Annotated in this window: 22 protein-coding genes; 9 read left to right on the top strand and 13 right to left on the bottom strand. The window is 41.1% G+C overall.

Translation table 11 applies throughout. The features are described 5' to 3' along the window. Positions 1 to 127 precede the first annotated feature (127 nt). A complete protein-coding gene (locus E3E24_RS09225; protein WP_240912192.1) occupies positions 128 to 499 on the bottom strand; it encodes a hypothetical protein in 372 nt (123 codons plus the stop codon). Positions 500 to 576: 77 nt separating this feature from the next. On the opposite strand from E3E24_RS09225, the gene E3E24_RS09220 reads away from it, so the two are divergent. After that, complete coding sequence (locus E3E24_RS09220) at positions 577 to 1053, top strand: hypothetical protein (RefSeq protein ID WP_206205002.1); 477 nt, start codon at positions 577 to 579, stop codon at positions 1051 to 1053. Here the strand turns inward: E3E24_RS09220 and E3E24_RS09215 are convergent. Next, on the bottom strand, positions 1030 to 1848 hold the full coding sequence (locus tag E3E24_RS09215; protein ID WP_167886678.1) for a GNAT family N-acetyltransferase: 819 nt from the start codon (positions 1846 to 1848) through the stop codon (positions 1030 to 1032). The genes E3E24_RS09220 and E3E24_RS09215 overlap by 24 nt on opposite strands. A 57-nt stretch (positions 1849 to 1905) precedes the next feature. Here E3E24_RS09215 and E3E24_RS09210 point away from each other — a divergent pair, with 57 nt between their 5' ends. Then, complete coding sequence (locus E3E24_RS09210) at positions 1906 to 2391, top strand: hypothetical protein (RefSeq protein WP_167915926.1); 486 nt, start codon at positions 1906 to 1908, stop codon at positions 2389 to 2391. A 160-nt stretch (positions 2392 to 2551) separates the two neighbouring features. Here the strand turns inward: E3E24_RS09210 and E3E24_RS09205 are convergent, their stop codons facing one another. From E3E24_RS09205 to E3E24_RS09190, 4 genes are all read right to left on the bottom strand, one after another. Continuing rightward, on the bottom strand, positions 2552 to 2728 hold the full coding sequence (locus tag E3E24_RS09205) for a hypothetical protein (RefSeq protein WP_167915925.1): 177 nt from the start codon (positions 2726 to 2728) through the stop codon (positions 2552 to 2554). Between the two features lie 112 nt (positions 2729 to 2840). Then, complete coding sequence (locus tag E3E24_RS09200; protein WP_167915924.1) at positions 2841 to 3542, bottom strand: hypothetical protein; 702 nt, start codon at positions 3540 to 3542, stop codon at positions 2841 to 2843. A 132-nt stretch (positions 3543 to 3674) separates the two neighbouring features. Beyond that, entirely contained in the window at positions 3675 to 4625 is a 951-nt protein-coding gene (locus E3E24_RS09195) for a hypothetical protein (protein ID WP_167915923.1), read from the bottom strand. Next, positions 4622 to 5335: a class I SAM-dependent methyltransferase gene (locus E3E24_RS09190; protein WP_167915922.1), complete on the bottom strand. Its 714-nt coding sequence runs from the start codon at positions 5333 to 5335 to the stop codon at positions 4622 to 4624. Before E3E24_RS09190 ends, E3E24_RS09195 begins: the two co-directional genes overlap by 4 nt. A gap of 61 nt (positions 5336 to 5396) precedes the next feature. Between E3E24_RS09190 and E3E24_RS12985 the strand changes: the two genes are divergently transcribed. Together E3E24_RS12985 and E3E24_RS09185 are read left to right on the top strand one after the other, a co-directional pair. Beyond that, positions 5397 to 5525: a hypothetical protein gene (locus E3E24_RS12985; protein ID WP_255454069.1), complete on the top strand. Its 129-nt coding sequence runs from the start codon at positions 5397 to 5399 to the stop codon at positions 5523 to 5525. A 131-nt stretch (positions 5526 to 5656) separates the two neighbouring features. Next, on the top strand, positions 5657 to 6331 hold the full coding sequence (locus tag E3E24_RS09185; protein ID WP_167886674.1) for a DUF257 family protein: 675 nt from the start codon (positions 5657 to 5659) through the stop codon (positions 6329 to 6331). Positions 6332 to 6362: 31 nt separating this feature from the next. Here the strand turns inward: E3E24_RS09185 and E3E24_RS09180 are convergent, their stop codons facing one another. After that, positions 6363 to 6632, bottom strand: coding sequence for a hypothetical protein (locus tag E3E24_RS09180; protein WP_167915921.1), 270 nt, complete (start codon positions 6630 to 6632; stop codon positions 6363 to 6365). Between the two features lie 42 nt (positions 6633 to 6674). Further along, positions 6675 to 7238, bottom strand: coding sequence for a nitroreductase family protein (locus tag E3E24_RS09175; protein WP_167915920.1), 564 nt, complete (start codon positions 7236 to 7238; stop codon positions 6675 to 6677). A 212-nt stretch (positions 7239 to 7450) separates the two neighbouring features. Here E3E24_RS09175 and E3E24_RS09170 point away from each other — a divergent pair, with 212 nt between their 5' ends. Next, the gene (locus E3E24_RS09170) at positions 7451 to 8155 is read left to right on the top strand and encodes a carotenoid biosynthesis protein (RefSeq protein WP_167915919.1); all 705 of its coding nucleotides are present in this window, start codon (positions 7451 to 7453) and stop codon (positions 8153 to 8155) included. A 7-nt stretch (positions 8156 to 8162) separates the two neighbouring features. Here E3E24_RS09170 and E3E24_RS09165 read toward each other — a convergent pair whose 3' ends face one another. Next, a complete protein-coding gene (locus E3E24_RS09165) occupies positions 8163 to 9749 on the bottom strand; it encodes a hypothetical protein (protein WP_167915918.1) in 1587 nt (528 codons plus the stop codon). Between the two features lie 71 nt (positions 9750 to 9820). Here E3E24_RS09165 and E3E24_RS09160 point away from each other — a divergent pair, with 71 nt between their 5' ends. After that, a complete protein-coding gene (locus tag E3E24_RS09160; RefSeq protein ID WP_167886669.1) occupies positions 9821 to 10285 on the top strand; it encodes a dual specificity protein phosphatase family protein in 465 nt (154 codons plus the stop codon). A gap of 115 nt (positions 10286 to 10400) precedes the next feature. On the opposite strand, the gene E3E24_RS09155 is transcribed toward E3E24_RS09160, so the two are convergent. Next, complete coding sequence (locus tag E3E24_RS09155) at positions 10401 to 11159, bottom strand: hypothetical protein (RefSeq protein ID WP_167886668.1); 759 nt, start codon at positions 11157 to 11159, stop codon at positions 10401 to 10403. Positions 11160 to 11308: 149 nt separating this feature from the next. Beyond that, a complete protein-coding gene (locus E3E24_RS09150) occupies positions 11309 to 12055 on the bottom strand; it encodes an MBL fold metallo-hydrolase (RefSeq protein WP_167915917.1) in 747 nt (248 codons plus the stop codon). Positions 12056 to 12155: 100 nt separating this feature from the next. Between E3E24_RS09150 and E3E24_RS09145 the strand changes: the two genes are divergently transcribed. Then, positions 12156 to 12614 carry a Mut7-C RNAse domain-containing protein gene (locus E3E24_RS09145; protein WP_167886666.1) on the top strand — a complete coding sequence of 153 codons (459 nt, stop codon included), beginning with the start codon at positions 12156 to 12158 and terminating at the stop codon, positions 12612 to 12614. Beyond that, positions 12611 to 13357: a 6-hydroxymethylpterin diphosphokinase MptE-like protein gene (locus E3E24_RS09140; RefSeq protein ID WP_167886665.1), complete on the top strand. Its 747-nt coding sequence runs from the start codon at positions 12611 to 12613 to the stop codon at positions 13355 to 13357. The genes E3E24_RS09145 and E3E24_RS09140 overlap by 4 nt, the downstream gene beginning before the upstream one ends. Before the next feature lie 35 nt (positions 13358 to 13392). Here the strand turns inward: E3E24_RS09140 and E3E24_RS09135 are convergent, their stop codons facing one another. Both E3E24_RS09135 and E3E24_RS09130 read right to left on the bottom strand, forming a co-directional pair. Then, positions 13393 to 14712: a DUF2330 domain-containing protein gene (locus tag E3E24_RS09135; RefSeq protein ID WP_346766026.1), complete on the bottom strand. Its 1320-nt coding sequence runs from the start codon at positions 14710 to 14712 to the stop codon at positions 13393 to 13395. A gap of 43 nt (positions 14713 to 14755) precedes the next feature. Then, positions 14756 to 15580, bottom strand: coding sequence for a hypothetical protein (locus E3E24_RS09130; RefSeq protein WP_167915916.1), 825 nt, complete (start codon positions 15578 to 15580; stop codon positions 14756 to 14758). A 63-nt stretch (positions 15581 to 15643) separates the two neighbouring features. On the opposite strand from E3E24_RS09130, the gene E3E24_RS09125 reads away from it, so the two are divergent. Beyond that, entirely contained in the window at positions 15644 to 15859 is a 216-nt protein-coding gene (locus E3E24_RS09125; RefSeq protein ID WP_167886662.1) for an LSm family protein, read from the top strand.

Genomic DNA, 15859 nt, shown 5'->3' with positions numbered 1-15859 from the left:
TCAGGGGTTACCCCGAAAGGGTTGGAGGTTTCGAGGGCTTTAACGCCCAATGAATGGCCAATGAAGACCAATCCCTACGGGATTATTGCAATAGAAAAACAAAGAATTGGGATGAAATTCTATGAAACTACACTAACTTCCCCGTAGGGGGAACCCCGAAGTAGCGATGGAGTATATCTAAAGCTGAAATCCCTGCTATGAGGAAGTAGAACACCCATACATTCGAAGAGAAGCGGATTAACGCTAAAGCTAAAAAAGCCTGAAGGAAAAGAGCAATAAATGCAAGTTTAATCTTGTATTTTGTCCTATCAAGAAAGCGACCCATTAGTGGTGGAAATATAACCCAAGGGAGCATTGAAGCGAATGAATAACCAGCAACACTTAGGAGGGAGCTTGTTTGGTCAAGGAGATGCCAAGGCAGGGCTATGCTTTCAATTGCATCACCAATGATTCTGAGTATTGTGGTGAGCAGTAAGAGTGTGTAGAGCTTAGATTTCATTGAAGCCACCAGTAAATTTTCTTTACTCCTGAAATTACCCCAGATAAAAGTTATAAGCTTTCTGGAAAACTTTGAACATGCCATTCACACCTTTCCACTTCGGGCCAGCTTTGCTGTTTGCAACACTCTTTGGATATTTGGATTTCCTGACCTTCATAATTGCCAATGTAATTGCAGACTTTGAGCCCTTGTTGGTTCTGAGCTTTGATTTGGATTTGCGCTACGGCTATCCGATCCACGGCTTCTTCCATACCCTTATCGGAGGCTCTTTGGTTGCCTTAGCTTTGGCAGAGATTATGGCAAAGTTTTACAAACATTTTGGAAAAGAGACAAATATCAAAAAGCTTAGGATCACAGCATTGAGTGGAGTTTGGCTTCATATAGTTCTTGATTCTTTCCTCTACATGGACATAAAGCCCTTTTTTCCTCTGAGCTGGAATCCGTTTTATGGTGTATTTTCTGCTTTCGAAGTTTACGGATTTTGCATGGTGGCTTTCCTTTTAGGGATGTCATTGTATCTGCTGATGAAATTAAAGCTTCATCCTAAACACTAAAACGTCAGGCTCCTTAAAGTCAGTCCAGTTCTTAAAGCCAAGCTTTTTTAGGGGTTCAATCAAGTCTCTTCTCTCCTCAGGAAGCATTATATCAATGCTATCATAGCCAATTTTGCCTGCTTCAAAACTCATCGCAGGCAAAAGGGCCTCTATGCTCTCAGCAGAAAGCCTAAAAGGTGTAAATGTGGGCTCATTCTCATGCATTGGAGCATAAAAGAACTTAAGTCCACTGTATTCTCTAATTTCTGCCTTTTTGTTCAGCCACTCAAGACTTTCTTTGCATTTATGCAGAAACTTCCAGCCATAGGGGATGTAATCTTTATAGTCGAGCTCATCTAAAGACCCAATTTTCGTCCTCTTTGGCTTGATTTTTTCGCCAAGAGGCTTTTGAATATAATAAAAGCGTTTCACAAGTTTAAACCCATCCTTTTTTGCCATAGCAATGCTCTCTTTGTTGAGGAAATAAGTTGAGAACTCCAGTGCATCTATTACACCCATCTCCGCAAGCTCCTTCCCTTTTTGTAGCATAAAGTTGTGCAAAGCTCTTCCAAAGCCACGCTTTTGATAGTTAAGATGAATCCTAAGCCCTTCAAGCCAACCGACTTTGTCAGGTAAGATTGTAAGCTTTGCCGTTCCGATAACTTTTCCTTCCAGCTCAAGGACATAAAAGTTTCCGTCTTTTAGCCAGCTTTCAAAAACTCGAGCGAGGTAATCCTCACCTTCCCATGTTAAGCGGGCTATCTCCTCAATAAAAGGCTTATCTTCGGGTTTAGCTTCCCTGATAAGAGGTTCCATTCATATCCCCAAACATTTTTTATGAATTTCGAGGATATAAAGCTTTGAGGTGCCAAGATGATTCCTCAAACCCACCTTAAAGTTCTCCGTAAGCTGTATGAGCGGTTAAAGGACAGCGATGTGAATTGGGTTGTTACTGGGAGTCTTGGCTTCGCACTTCAAGGTGTTCCCGTTGAGCCCCATGATATTGATATCCAGACGGACAAAGAAGGAGCTTATGAAATCGAGCACCTCTTTTCTGAGTTTGTAGTGAGACCCGTAAAGTTCAGAGAGAGTGAGAGAATCCGCTCGTACTTTGGAGCACTGATGATTGATGGAATCAAAGTCGAGATAATGGGGGATATCCAAAAGAAAGTCAATGATGAATGGGAACCTCATGTGGACATAAACAAATACAAACGCTTTGTGCAAATCGAAGGTATGAAAATCCCCGTTTTGGATTTAGAATATGAGTATCAAGCCTATCTCAAGCTTGGCAGGATTGAGAAAGCTCAGATGCTGAAGAAGTTTTTGGATAAGAAGACTGCAAGTTCGGATAGTTAAACCTTTCGTGCAACCACTATCATTCTCGGCGCCCTCAATGAAAGCCCTCTTCCGTCAAAGCCACGACTTTGTTTTTCAAATAGTCTTTGAGGTAATCCCGTTCTAAAAAGCGCCCCCAGCTTAGAAGGAACGTCCATATTGTAAGTTAGCGTTTCGATGACTATTCATTCCTCCTTTTTACTCGTCTCCTAGCAATCCACCCAGCTAAGACTCCTCCGAAGATGATTAGATAAGGATAAGCTAAAGCCATTGGTATTTTGACATTTTCAGGAATATACTCCCAAAATAAAGGAGCAAACAGCCAAAGTATGAGCACAGCAATCCATATCCTCTTCATTTCTTAACCCTCCTCTTCTGAGACAACTTCCAGCTTTTCTCAAAATCTTTTCTAAGGAGTACTCCGAGAGAACTTTCTCGTCTCTTAGGATGATGGCCACATTTATGCCACCCTAAGCGACCATTAGGAGCATCCAGGCGATTATCGGGACTTTCAGGCTTCCAGTGTGGTATGCCACATAGTACATTGCCAAGGCAATACTGCCCATATAGAGAGCAAGCCCAAGAGCCTGAAGCGGCGTGAAGCCCACGAGAACATTCAGGACATGGGAGAATCCCCAGAGAATTGCAGGGAAACACATGGCACGCTTACTGCCGATGAACTTTGATGTTCCCACGTAGAGGGCGTTGACTGAGAGGATTTCGATGATGTAATAAGTGTAAGCCGAAAGCGTTGCCACGAGCGCCGTCCTCTCGCTTCCAGAGAGCCTTAGGTAGTAGTCGAACTCCCTGAGCATCTGCGGTGTGTATGCCTTGAACCCATAGTAAGCCACCTCAACCGCTATGAAGGGCACGATTATAGCTACCACAATAAGCGTCTCCCTCATTCCGAGCCGTCCGTTCGTGAGTTTTCTTAACTCCACCCCTATATGATTCAAGAGAAGGTATAGGACGACGAGCCTGAGAAAGTTTATTATCCACACCTTGACAAGGTATATTCCAATAGTCTGAGATCTCCACGAGCCTGTAAGTATCATAATTACTGCCCCAACGCCCAGCTCAAGCCCCCAATGAACGAAAATAAACCATGAGATCACAAAGAGCATCAGAGCTTGTGGCAGCATCTTTGTTCCTCCCATATATGGTATTCGCATAATAATACAGGAGATTTTTAAATATTTACGCTCCTTAGTTATGCCGGTGATGCCATGAATAGGGGTATAAAAGGAGTCGTTGCAGGCATCGAAATAATGCTGACCTTCGATGTGCTGACGTTATGCCCTAAGTTAATAGGAGAGCGGCTGGACGGCCATTTCCATCCTATCTCCTTTCTCTCTAACTCCAAGCGTGATGTTCTTTCCGAGCACCTCCACCCAGCCATCTTCCCAAAGCTTCTTTTTCCAGATTAACTTTCCGTCAAAGCCCAGCTTGGCAACAATGGCACTCCCGTCGAGTTCTCCAGCAACAAGTATTCCATCGTTAAGGATTTGAATGGCCGTTCCAGTACCCTCTCCGAGCGTTGTTTCCCACTCTCCAATTAGGGAAACCCAAAACTCCCCATTCTTGTCGCCCGTAATGAGGATTTTGCCGTTCAAATCTGTGACATCGAGTGCCATTCCATCTCCGAGGATTTTCTCTCCGATTGTGTTTCCTTCCTCATCGAGCTCAAAAGCTATTACACTCCAGCCGGCATCTTTCACGCTTCCTATCAGAGTGGAGCTGCCTTTGCCTTCAATGATGTCTCCAAATAGTACATTCTCCCATAATTCGAGCGTTCTCTTCCAGAGTGGGTTGCCCTTAAGGTCTGTCTTCATGACGAAGAAACCCCTTCTGCTACCATCTGAGACCTCACCACCCAAAAGAATGCCGTCATCAAGGGGAACTGTTGAATATACACACTCATTGCCAAGGATTCTGTATTTTCTCTCCCAGATTTTGTTTCCATTTCCGTCCACCTTTGCAAGATAGGCTTTCCAGCTCTTCCCACCCTCTGGAGTGGCTATTCCTTCAACTGCTCCACCTATAAGATAATCACTATTTATTTTGGCTATTGAATGCCCCTCCCAGTCATTTTTGCCTCCAAAGAGCTTGAACCACTCGAGTTCCCCTTCCTTGTTCAGCTTGAGAAGCATAATCTTGTAGTTCTCATTCCTCACGCTCCCAATGATTAAAATACCGTCTTCCATAGATACTCCAGCTACTGGAACTGTTTCTTTTCCAACAGTGTAGATCCTCATGGTTTAACCCCCACAGTTACAACATTAAAGGTTCCCAAATAGTGCGTCTCCACGTTAAACCCAGCTTTTCTAAGAATGAATTCTACAATCCACGGTGCCCAGACGTTAATTTTTACTCTGAAGAAGTAGCCCTTCTCAAGGTTAATGAAAAGCCGCTCTACTTGGCCTTTTACTGTATTAAGAGAAACGTGGAATGAAATAAATGGATCTTCAACGAGCACATGCTTATAGCCATCATGCAGAAGCCTAACCCAGTCTGCATACTCGAGAAAGAGAATTCCATTAGGCTTAAGCACTCTGAAAGCTTCTTGAACAATTTTATCAAAGTCATAGATGCTTAAATGGGGAAGAGGATTACCTAAAAGCGCGACTAAATCAAAGCTCTCATCTGGAAAATCGAGCTTTCTTGCATCCATAATCCTAAACTCCGCTTTATATCCAAGCTCTTCTGCGATTTTCTTTGCCTCTTCCACGAGCTCTTCTTGGACATCGATTCCAATAACTTCAAACCCTAAGTCTTCGAGAGCAAAGGTCGAGATTCCCATGCCGCAACCTATGTCTAAAGCCTTACCGCGTTTTATGGGGAGAAATCTCTCAAGCAGTTCTTTCTGCTTTTTCATTCTTTTCTTACCAACTTCAGTTCTTGGGTCGTACATCCAGAGCTTTTCCTTATAAGTTGGCTCAAAAGTCTCTCCAAGGTTCTTAAACATAACTTCACCCAAAATTACTACATGAAAAAGTTTTAAAACTCTTTTGGACTAGTTAGAAGAGATGGGCTTTGTGATTTTAGCTATTGACAGAAAAGTTATTCCTATCCTTCTCCTATACTATCACCCAGATACTTATTGCTTAGTGTTTACTACAAGCTTAGAGGTCTGCATAAGGGGATTTATGAACTAGATTGATAAAGGCAGATTTTCGCTATTTATCGTTTAAAATCTGCTATATGAAAGAGACCCAAACATTTCTATCTACATCTTAAAAAAAAAGTAATAAGCCCGAAGACAGCACAAAGTATAATGGTGATATCCATGGAGAATGAAATTAAAGAACTTGCTAGACTCTGGGAATCTATTGTTTCAGGGGAGAGTGTTCTGGCAGAATATGACTCATTAGTGCTTCCTTACAAAGGATTTTACTATTTAATTAGCTGGGCTAAAGAAAAGGATTATCACATTGTTATTATTGATGTTCTTGATACACTTTATCTGTATAAGACCCAGATAGCCCTTGCAGGACTCGACACGAGTATTGTTGATAATGCTAAGGTTATTAAGGTAGGTGGGAGATTGAACGTGGGAAATATACTCGCCAGACTACCTGCCACTGATTTCCCAAAACTTCTCAAAGACTTCGAGCGGATTTATGACTCACATCTCTCAGAAATTAAATATGAGAACAGCATTGTTATCGTATTGGGACTCTCTAAGCTGTTGCTGCTTGCTGAATCAAAGTTTGAGGGCCTTATGGTTATTGACTTGCTCATTAGATACACAGGAACTCAAAGAAGAACTGCGTTTTACTTTGTAAATGTGGATGTCTTAGAAAACAGCTCCTGCTATCTAATACCTCTCCTGGAAGAGCTGGCAACTACTGTAATAAAAGTAGTGCGAGCGAGGAAAGAAGAAGATATTGAGCCATATGTTTATGTTAAGGTCGTAAAAGCCATTAACGCTGAGTTAGAAGGATTTAAAATCAAGCTTTAGTTTGACCCCTACTTTGATTCTTTTATGATGCTTATTTTGGAAGAAGTTTTGACAAACTAAAACAGAATGAGTTTGTAAGCACTTTAAACACAAAAGGCACCTTAGTTCCAAAGCTCAGTAAAAACCCACCAAAAGATGGTGCCGGAATTGAAATTAGTGTTGATACTGCGCTAATTGTTCCAAAAGCTGAAGCTTTCATATCTTTAAAGTATCTTTCAATTAGCAAAGGCAGAGCAGCAAAACTAACCATTCCAAAGGCTTTCCATGCTAAATAAGCTAAAGCAAGAATCTTCCATCTCAAAATCAGGAGTCAGCTTCATCTGTATCTGTTCCATATTCCCCTCTAAAATCCATTGAAGCTGACAACTTCTTCCAGCTTCTTTCTCTCGTACTTTGGCTTGGGATCTGCAGGATAGCCAACTGGGAGGATGACCTGGAGTTTGTAGTCTTTAGGAGCGTTGAGGAGTTTTTCTATAGCCCTCGGATTTGGTGGTGTGTAAGTTACAGTTCCCAAACCGAGCTCCTCTAGGGCGAGTAGGAAGTAACCCACAGCGATCCATGTTGATTGTAGCCAATATGGAGCTTTGGTATAACCGAAGACGAGCACTAGATAAGGTGCTTCACTCAGAAACGGCTTTTCTGGCGAAAATCCCTTCTCCTTAAGCCACTCCCCAAGTTTTCCGCTGACCTTTTCATAGAACTTTCTTTCCTCAATCTCGCAAAGTTCCCTTATTCTCCCCTTAAGCCAATCATCATCAATGACAATAAAGTGCCATGGTTGAGCATTCATGCCAGAGGGAGCTTCTTTTGCAGCCTCTATCGCCCTCATGACATTGCTAAGAGGAGGCTTTTCTGAGAGGAACTTTCTAACGGTTTTCCTTCTCTTTGCCAGTTCTAGAACTTTCATTCCACCACCGTAGACTGTTATAGGAGGTAAAAATAAAACGATAACGGTGCTCTTGTGTACTCACAACTTAATGTAAAAATTACATCGGTATCTTGATTGAACTTGCCTTATTGGGAATAACAGATTTGTCGAGAAAAATCAGAAAAAGAAAGAAAATTGGTTCACAAATTTGAACAATAAGATTATATCATCAAGTGCGGAATGTTCTAGATATGAAAAATGACATCAAAACTGCCCTTACACTTATCGTGCTTGCAAATATCTTGAAGAAGTCGCCGATTTATCTGCTTTTATACTTCTTGGCATTCATCATTCTTTCACGGAGAGCATGGAAGGCCCTGCCAAAGCTTCTCCTCTGGGCATTCATAGTTGGGTTTTCAGCTGAGCTCCTCGGCACACATTCGTGTCTCCCATTTGGATGCTATGAGTATGTAAATTTAAAACCTCAGATTTTTGGTGTTGGGCTGTCTGTTCCATTTGCATGGGGAATTTTTGGAGCTGTTGCGTATCTAACAGCGAGCTGTTTCTTTAGGAATTCTATTAAAAGAATTCTTTTTGCTGCTTTGCTGATGGTAGTTATAGACCTCTCAGTTGACCCAATAATGACATCATGGAAAGCCTGGGTCTGGAAAACAACGACAAGCTTGAACTGGTTCGGCATCCCTTGGACGAACTATTTAGGCTGGTTTTTGGTATCGTTAGCATTTTTCTATCTGTATGAGCGTTTTTCAAACATTCAGATTGAAGACAAACTTCTAAAACTCGGTCCTCTAATTTACTTTCTGGAGATGTTTACCTTTGCAGTTTATGCCCCGACAAGCGTGAGAATCCCTACAATGATTGCATTTGCAATTTCGATTGTCGTAATTCTACTAGTGTATTTTTGGAAGAATGAGAGTATAAATTTAAAAAGATAAACCGGACTTACCTCTCCTTAACCTCAATTTCAACGATCCTTCCTTCGCTTAGCTTTATCCTGACTTTTTCTCCCTTTTTCAGAATCAGAACTTTGTAAATTAACTCATCGCTTAGCTCGTTTGCACTTAGGTAGATAGTCTGATTGCCAATCAAGATAATCCAGTGAGTGTTGCCGTCCTTAATGTATGAGTAGATTCCCCTAACAACGCCGCTGATTTCCTGAACTTTTGCCCCGACCTGCCCATAGAGAAGGAAAGCCCTCACGTCTTCCTCACTCTCAAAGATTTTGACCTCTTTCGTCTCGGCATTTACGAAGGCTATCTTCGCGACTCCGGAACCGCTCTTCGGGATTATAGCTACTCTCCACCACAGCTCACCATTCAGAAAGACAGGAATCGGTTCAACTGCCATGAACTGGCTCCAGTCAAAAGTTGGTAGGGCTTTCTTGATGTAGTCAATTGCCTTAACTGGTCCTGTTAGGGGTGTCTCAAACTTGACCTGACTCATTTCCCCGTTCTGTGCATCAATCAGGTAAATCGCCGCCAGTCCGTGGGCCTTTCCGTACGGCTCAACTGCTACCATCCAATATTCCTTCCCATCGTTCGCTATCACCAAGAAGGGCTGTCTATTTCCCTGGTTGCTGACGTCTATAAGCTCTATCTGGTTCTCGTGATGAAGCCAGAGATTCTTTATGTTTGCAAAAGCGCTCTCCTTCCAGTAATTCTGAGCGTTTACGATCTTCCTCGTGAGACTTTCCGGGAAGATTGGGAAGTTCCTCAGTCTCTCATCCTTCAGAGCTTCCTCTGGGCTCAAATCCTCAACATTGCCCTCTTCATCTACTACCAAAACTCCACCCCACTTAGGCACCGTGTAAAAAACGCGGAATTTGTAGGAGATGTAGGGAACAACTATGTAGAGCTTGTCATTGTAGTATAGTGCCCTAGGAACGTCAAGATCAATTAGGTAGTGCTTTTTGTAGAGAACCCACTCAAGATTATCGAAAATCTGCATTCCTGGACCCACTTGAAGTTCCTGTTCAATTCTCTGTATCCTTGCTTGAGTTGTATTCATATCAACAAAGAGGACTCCTTTGTCTTTGAGTCTTATAGCGTTCCATGCACCATCTGGAATTATGAAAAAGCCCCAAACCGGTGTACCGTCTCTTATTGTTAAGTGGGAAGCTCCAAGAGTATATCGTGCATACTCGATAGTATCAACAGCGTATCTGTAGGCAGTAAACTTTGGAAGGATCCTTATTTTGCTACTGGAAAGCTCAAGCTCGTTTGAGACCTGCATTGGATGGTATTCCTTATACAAGGCAGTGTTCGAGAAAGCATTTGCTAAAATTGAGAATCCAAAGAACAGTATAACTAGCACAACGAGGATTCTAGTTATCAAGAAGTTCCTTCTAGTGTGCACTACCTTCGCTTTGATACCATATACCAAAAGCATGAAAAATGCAACAACCATGTAAATCAACGAGGGGTTTTTGTAAAGACTCATAACAATCCCATGAAACCAGGGGCGGAAAAACCAGAATAAAGCTGCAAAAATTAAGAGTATGAGACCTGTTCCAAATTCTTCCCTCTTCACGGATCCCACCTACTTTTTAATCATGGGAAGAGTTTATAACAGTGTCTAGTATAATAAAAAGGGGAGTAACAATGGTGATTCCAAAGTTCATAACTGACAAAGTTGCATTCTCCCCAATGCCATATCCTGAGGACATTCCAGAGCTTGTGAAAGAGTTTCAAGCCGTTGTAGTGCTGACCTATGAATATGAGCTTTCATACAACTTGGAAGATTGGAAAAAGCACGGTGTGGAAGTCCTTTACAGCCCAATTGAGGACTTTTCAGCTCCTACGTTGGAACAACTAATTGAAATCGTCAAATGGATTGACGAAAAAGTTAAGGAAAGTAAGAAAGTTCTTATTCACTGCTTTGGGGGAAGTGGAAGGAGCGGAACCATCGCTGTGGCTTACCTCATGTACTCCAAAGGCTTAAACTTAAGGGATGCTCTCGTGAAGGTTCGTTCACTTAAGCCTTCAGCAGTTGAAACATGGAGTCAGATGGATATTCTTAGGAGATTTGAAAAGTATTTACGGGAACATAAAAGGCTACAAGGATAGTATGAAAGGTCAAAATGGGAAACATGATTTTAGCAACTTCTACTAAAGTTACAGCTTGTTTGTGCGTCTTTATTATGTTTTTGCTAGTTTTCGGCTGAATGATTTATTAAAACAGTTATTCGCTCACTTTTTTAAATGAGAATTTGTCCCCTGCTTCTTCCTTCGTCTCTCCAACAAGAAACTCAAATATCTCCGGGCTGAACTCTGGAGTCAGGGCTTTAGTTATCACTACATCTTCAATTATTCCCTTCTTAGTTACCTGACTCCTGAAGTCAATCACATAATCACTGATATCAACAACTCTGGCAACGAAATGCTTGGATACTGCATCTTTATTAACCAGAAGTAGGGTCACTGATTTTGGAAACATTTCCATAAATTTCGCCAAATCAGAGTACAGCAACTTTAGTGCCGTATTCTCCCCAAAGAAAAATGCTAACCCATCCAAAGTGTAAATAACCCTGAATAACACTCTATCTCCAAGATTCGGCAAGACCTTCTCCTGATAAATAAGGAATGTCTTAGGATTAATAGTTTCTTCTCCCACATGACCTGGCAAAGTATACACAAACGGATACCTAGGAAGAACGCCATATCTTGAAGAGAAGTAGTCAATAATCACGACATTACCCTTCTTCCCTTCATAAACAATGTCTAAACCTGCAAATTGTGCCCCTCTGATCAATCTACCAAGAGGATAACTATAGTTAGACAATACACCAAGATCGCCACTTTTAATTCTCTTTGCAAGAATATGTAACGCAAAATACTGAGCAAACGAATAAGTGTCGTATAATATCGCCATTGTCGACCCTTGTGATAGTCCTCCCCCCATAACTTCATCCAACTCGTCATAAAGTGTTCTCACCCTCATACACATCACCTCTCGCTTCTTGATAGAATTGAGCAATTTTAAAATAAAAAAACTTTTTGTAAAAATAAATGCAACCCCTTGAGTCATCTTCGAAAATTGAACAAAATTACAAAGGAGGTATTCAAATATCAAGCATTCATAGCACTCAGCTAAATATGAACTATCAAGCCATCATAGGCAACTCTGACCCTATCCCCATACCTTTTTCTAACATATGCCAAGAGCTGGAGGAAAGGCATGTTTTTATGGGATATGTGAGAGAGATAAACCTTCTCAGCAACTTCAAGCCCAATCTTAGCCCCTTCATCAACGTTGTTGTGATAAGGATCATCCACACCGGGAGCATAAGTGGCATCAACTACAGCGACTTTTGGAGGTTTTTTCTTTAAGATGTCTAAAGTTTCTGGGGGGATGCCTTTTGTGTCATAAAGGAGGGCAAATCTTCTCCCATCTTCCTCAATTAAAAAGCCTACCGTTTCAACTTCGTGATTCAATTTAAGAGTAGTAATTCTTAAGGAGTCAATCTTCAAAACATCGCCAGCTTTTATTATCTTTGGCTTTAGATTCTTTGGGTCATTTAGAATTAATGCATCTGCATGACCTTTTGGAGCATAAAGCTCTGTTTTTTGGGCCGTCCATCTGAGCTTGTACAAGCCATAAATGTGGTCGTGATGCCAGTGTGTAAGAAGAATAGCCTTAAGAGGAACGTGGAGGAGGTCTCTTATATCCGTTCCAACATCAATCAAAATTGCTTCGTTGTTTTTGGTTATTACCGCCAATGTCGAGGGTTTTCTTTGGGCAAAACCTAATCTACGCGCCTCTTCACATGTTTTACAAGTGCAGAGATGGGCTGGAATCCCCTCAGACCCTCCAGTTCCTATGAAATAAATTATCATACAACCACCTATTTCATGGCCATGAAATACTTGTTTATAAATTTTGCTGAATTTGACCAAAAGAACTTTATTCCCAGATGATTAGTACCTTTCGATAAAAATGAAGCCAAAGCTCATAGCTGATATGATGCTTGGCCGTTTAGCAAGATGGTTGAGGCTTTACGGCTATGACACAGTGTATGGGGTTAAAGACGACGATAGGATTATTGAAATTGCCCAAAAGGAAGATAGGATAATTCTCACACGAGATGAAGAGCTAGCAAAGAGAGCAAAGAATGTTATTTTGATAAAATCAAACAAATTTGAAGAGCAGATAAAACAGCTCATGGAGCTTGGATTCACATTCAATGAACTATTTCCAGAGAATGCAAGATGCCCAAAGTGCAATGGGCTGATAAATGAAATACCCAAAGAGAAGATAAAAGATAGGGTCCCTCCAGGAGTTTACGAGAAATACGACGAATTCTATATCTGCACAGAATGTGGCCAGATTTACTGGCCCGGGAGACAGTGGAAGGAAATGGTGAAAATAGATAGAAAATTAAGGGGATCGGAATGAAATTCGAAGAATGGTTGCCATTCTATACCGAAATAGTTCAAGTAATGGGATACGATATGACAAAAGATAAAGAATCCGCCAATATACTCCGAGATTTGCTTCTTAAGAATAAAAACTACATAAAACTCGATTATTTGAGAGAGATAATTGAAGACAAAAAGGTGTATATTTTTGGAGCTGGACCAAGTTTGGAGCTTGCCCTCAAGTACATTTCTTTCAATAATGGAGTAATAATCACAGCTGATGGGGCAACCTCTGCGCTTTTGGAGTTTGGATTAATCCCAGACATCATTGTTACAGACCTCGATGGAAATTTTGAAGACATCAAGAAAGCAGATAAACTTGGAGCTTATGTTGTAGTCCATGCTCATGGAGATAACATCGAGAAGCTAAGAAAATACGTCCCACAGCTTGAAAAAGTTCTTGGAACCTGCCAGACGGAGCCTTTAGACATAGTTTACAACTTCGGTGGATTTACTGATGGGGATAGGGCTGTTTTTCTAGCGGAAGAGCTTGGAGCAAAAGAGATAACTTTAGTTGGGTTTGACTTTGGAGATATTGTTGGAAAGTGGAGCAAGCCGTATTTAAAGGAACATACGCCTATTTGGGAGTCCAAGAGAAAAAAGTTTGAATTTGCCCAGAAGCTTTTGGAGTGGTTGAAGAAAAATGGAAGAGCAAAGATAGAGCGTATAGTGTGTCATCAAATTGACTATGCAATGTCCGAGTGTTATATCGAAAGATAGCTCAGCCACTCCCGTAGTCATCACGTATCAGATGGTCAAAGTGTCATCATCGCCTCCAATATTAGTTCTATAAACGTGAGGAAAGATAAGAATAATGCCGAAAATACTATTCCAAAAGCTCCAATCTCTACATCATTGTGAAGGATTATGGCGAATGTTATCAGGAGAGGAAAGAATAGCACGAACGAGAGAAAATGCATAAATCCAAACCAAGAGACAAATAAACCAAATAGAAACAGCGGAGCGAGCAGATATTTATCGAGCTTTTCACTCTTTTTCAGAATGATGTAGCTCCCTATAAGGAAGCCCATGAGTGTGAGATAGTTGAAAGCTCCAAGCAAAAGATATTCCTTTTTCCAGTTTCCAAAGAGAAGTCTACCGGCTATTAAGCTTGAAAGCAAGGGTAGAAGAAGAAAAATCAACATACCCAAAGGCTTTATCAGTCTACCTATAGTTTTCGCGCGCTTTATAAATTCCGGCTCTTCCGGCAGAATCCAGAGGTCATCTTTAAGGTTTTCGGCTTTGGTATTTATCTCAACTCTCGTGTATTCCCTTCCAGAGTCCTCAACGAAATAATTTATGCTTGCATTTAAACCGCTGTAAACTTTAGGAGTTACAAATCCAGAGACATAAACTGTTATAGGAATGCTCTGCTCACCATAAACGCTCGTCAGTTTCAGAGGGAAGTAGAGATTCTCTGCTGGAAAAGTTGTTTTTACAGAGAATAGCGTACCGTATTCAGTTCTTGCAGGGGTAATGTTTGAGATGTAATAAAGCACGAAGGAGTAATCCCTGCCGATGTAATAGTCGAAAGCTTCCTTTGAGCTTTCGGGAAACGCGAAGTTCAAACTTTTGAGATAGCTCAGCAACGACTCAGAGTCTCTAGCGGAAAGAACTTCTATGTGGACACCGTGCTTCTCAACAACTTGATAAATCTGAACGCTCATTGTACTCCTCGAGGCTATTCCACCAAGGATTCCAAAGAGAGGATAAATCTGGGTGAGCATGACATTGCTAAATTCTTCACTGAGCCTTGATCTAAGATATTCATCATACAGCATTCCTCCGAACTGAGGAAAATCATAAGAAATGCTTATATTCACTTTATCAGGCTGAGCTGGGACTGGAAATATCCAGAAAAGAGTTCCATTGTAGTCAGAAAGCTTGACAGCAAGATAAAGCTCCTCGACGCCATTGGAGTAGAAGATTGCCCCAAGTTGCTCGCTCTCCTCCAGAAGCTTCCAATATTCAATCTCACCTTGAATCCTTTTCACAAACCACGCTCCGTCAGCCGATACAAAAGGGATCATAAAAAGTAATAGAAAGATTCCAGCAATTACTCTTATATGTTGCACAGTCAACACCATAAAAATTAGGAATAAAAGGATAAAAGCTTTTTTACAAATCCCTAAGCTTCTTGACCTTGTTCCCTTTTATATCAATATATCCACTCTTCTCAAGTTCCCTCAGAATGCCGTAAATAGACTTCTCCGTTGCATTTATTACCATTATTCCCTTTTCTGTTGAGATTTCAAGAGGAAATGCTTTCAAAAAGCCCTCAATAAGAGCATTTAAAGGTATCTTTTCATTTCCAAGAGCTTTCAGAATTTCATTAGCCAATATGGCTTTCCCTATTAAAGCGAAGTAAACATTCATAACATCATTTTCAGGGAAATACTTGGAGGCAATCTGCATCGCTCTGTTTATTTTTTCGATTTCAAGTTCCTTTATCTCAATCTCCCACTCCGAGACTAAATCGATGAAAGCAAACTGCTTTGCAATCTTTTCCACAACATCAAGTTGCTTCGCCAAGTCATAGGGAAAGCGGAATTGAAATTTTAGCTTTGTAACGTCAACGCCGTCTTTCAGCTTTACCTTGTTTTCCTTGATGTCCAAAGCGGAATTCCTCATGAGCTGGTCTATTATATCCCCCATCCAGTAGCCTTCACTCAGCAGATGTTCGAAGGTGTCGCCTTCCTTCAAGTGTTCAAGAGCATGATTGAGCTGCTCTTTAAACGACTGGAATCCTCTTAAAATGACCTCCTTTTCTTCACCGCTCAATGTCTCAATCTGTGCTCTAATCTCCTCAAGTGTCCCATCAATCATGTAGCCGATAAATGTCTCATAACCGAGCCTTTCTTTAACTTCAAACTTTATTCCATTAGCCCTTAATTCGCTAATGAATGTTGCTTTAAGAGCTTCATTCTTAGTTGTGAATCTCATACAACCACCAAAACGGAAAGGATAATAAAGACTTATAGACTTTTGCATGATTAGGTGAGTAACATGAGCGAGCCTCTGCTTGATGAAACTCTCAAGAAGTGGAGGGGCAAGAAAATTGCCTTAGCGGTTAACAGCGAGCACTCATTTATCGGAATCCTCAAGGATTTTGATGAGGAGTCAATTCTGCTGGAGAACGTGACAGATGTGGTTGGAAACAAGGGAAAAGAGCTTTTAGTCAAAATTGATGATGTAAGCTGGATAATGCTCATGGGTGATTGA

The organism is Thermococcus sp. LS2 (genome assembly GCF_012027375.1).
Lineage (GTDB): Archaea > Methanobacteriota_B > Thermococci > Thermococcales > Thermococcaceae > Thermococcus_B.
Note: the sequence above shows the minus strand (reverse complement) of the source record. Positions and strands in the feature narration are given on the sequence as shown.

Coding starts and splice junctions, on each gene's coding strand:
- E3E24_RS09225 (WP_240912192.1), bottom strand. CDS start 499: ATGAAATCTAAGCTCTACACACTCTTACTGCTCACCACAATACTCAGA.
- E3E24_RS09220 (WP_206205002.1), top strand. CDS start 577: ATGCCATTCACACCTTTCCACTTCGGGCCAGCTTTGCTGTTTGCAACA.
- E3E24_RS09215 (WP_167886678.1), bottom strand. CDS start 1,848: ATGGAACCTCTTATCAGGGAAGCTAAACCCGAAGATAAGCCTTTTATT.
- E3E24_RS09210 (WP_167915926.1), top strand. CDS start 1,906: ATGATTCCTCAAACCCACCTTAAAGTTCTCCGTAAGCTGTATGAGCGG.
- E3E24_RS09205 (WP_167915925.1), bottom strand. CDS start 2,728: ATGAAGAGGATATGGATTGCTGTGCTCATACTTTGGCTGTTTGCTCCT.
- E3E24_RS09200 (WP_167915924.1), bottom strand. CDS start 3,542: ATGCGAATACCATATATGGGAGGAACAAAGATGCTGCCACAAGCTCTG.
- E3E24_RS09195 (WP_167915923.1), bottom strand. CDS start 4,625: ATGAGGATCTACACTGTTGGAAAAGAAACAGTTCCAGTAGCTGGAGTA.
- E3E24_RS09190 (WP_167915922.1), bottom strand. CDS start 5,335: ATGTTTAAGAACCTTGGAGAGACTTTTGAGCCAACTTATAAGGAAAAG.
- E3E24_RS12985 (WP_255454069.1), top strand. CDS start 5,397: ATGGGCTTTGTGATTTTAGCTATTGACAGAAAAGTTATTCCTATCCTT.
- E3E24_RS09185 (WP_167886674.1), top strand. CDS start 5,657: ATGGAGAATGAAATTAAAGAACTTGCTAGACTCTGGGAATCTATTGTT.
- E3E24_RS09175 (WP_167915920.1), bottom strand. CDS start 7,238: ATGAAAGTTCTAGAACTGGCAAAGAGAAGGAAAACCGTTAGAAAGTTC.
- E3E24_RS09170 (WP_167915919.1), top strand. CDS start 7,451: ATGAAAAATGACATCAAAACTGCCCTTACACTTATCGTGCTTGCAAAT.
- E3E24_RS09160 (WP_167886669.1), top strand. CDS start 9,821: ATGGTGATTCCAAAGTTCATAACTGACAAAGTTGCATTCTCCCCAATG.
- E3E24_RS09155 (WP_167886668.1), bottom strand. CDS start 11,159: ATGAGGGTGAGAACACTTTATGACGAGTTGGATGAAGTTATGGGGGGA.
- E3E24_RS09150 (WP_167915917.1), bottom strand. CDS start 12,055: ATGATAATTTATTTCATAGGAACTGGAGGGTCTGAGGGGATTCCAGCC.
- E3E24_RS09145 (WP_167886666.1), top strand. CDS start 12,156: ATGAAGCCAAAGCTCATAGCTGATATGATGCTTGGCCGTTTAGCAAGA.
- E3E24_RS09140 (WP_167886665.1), top strand. CDS start 12,611: ATGAAATTCGAAGAATGGTTGCCATTCTATACCGAAATAGTTCAAGTA.
- E3E24_RS09130 (WP_167915916.1), bottom strand. CDS start 15,580: ATGAGATTCACAACTAAGAATGAAGCTCTTAAAGCAACATTCATTAGC.
- E3E24_RS09125 (WP_167886662.1), top strand. CDS start 15,644: ATGAGCGAGCCTCTGCTTGATGAAACTCTCAAGAAGTGGAGGGGCAAG.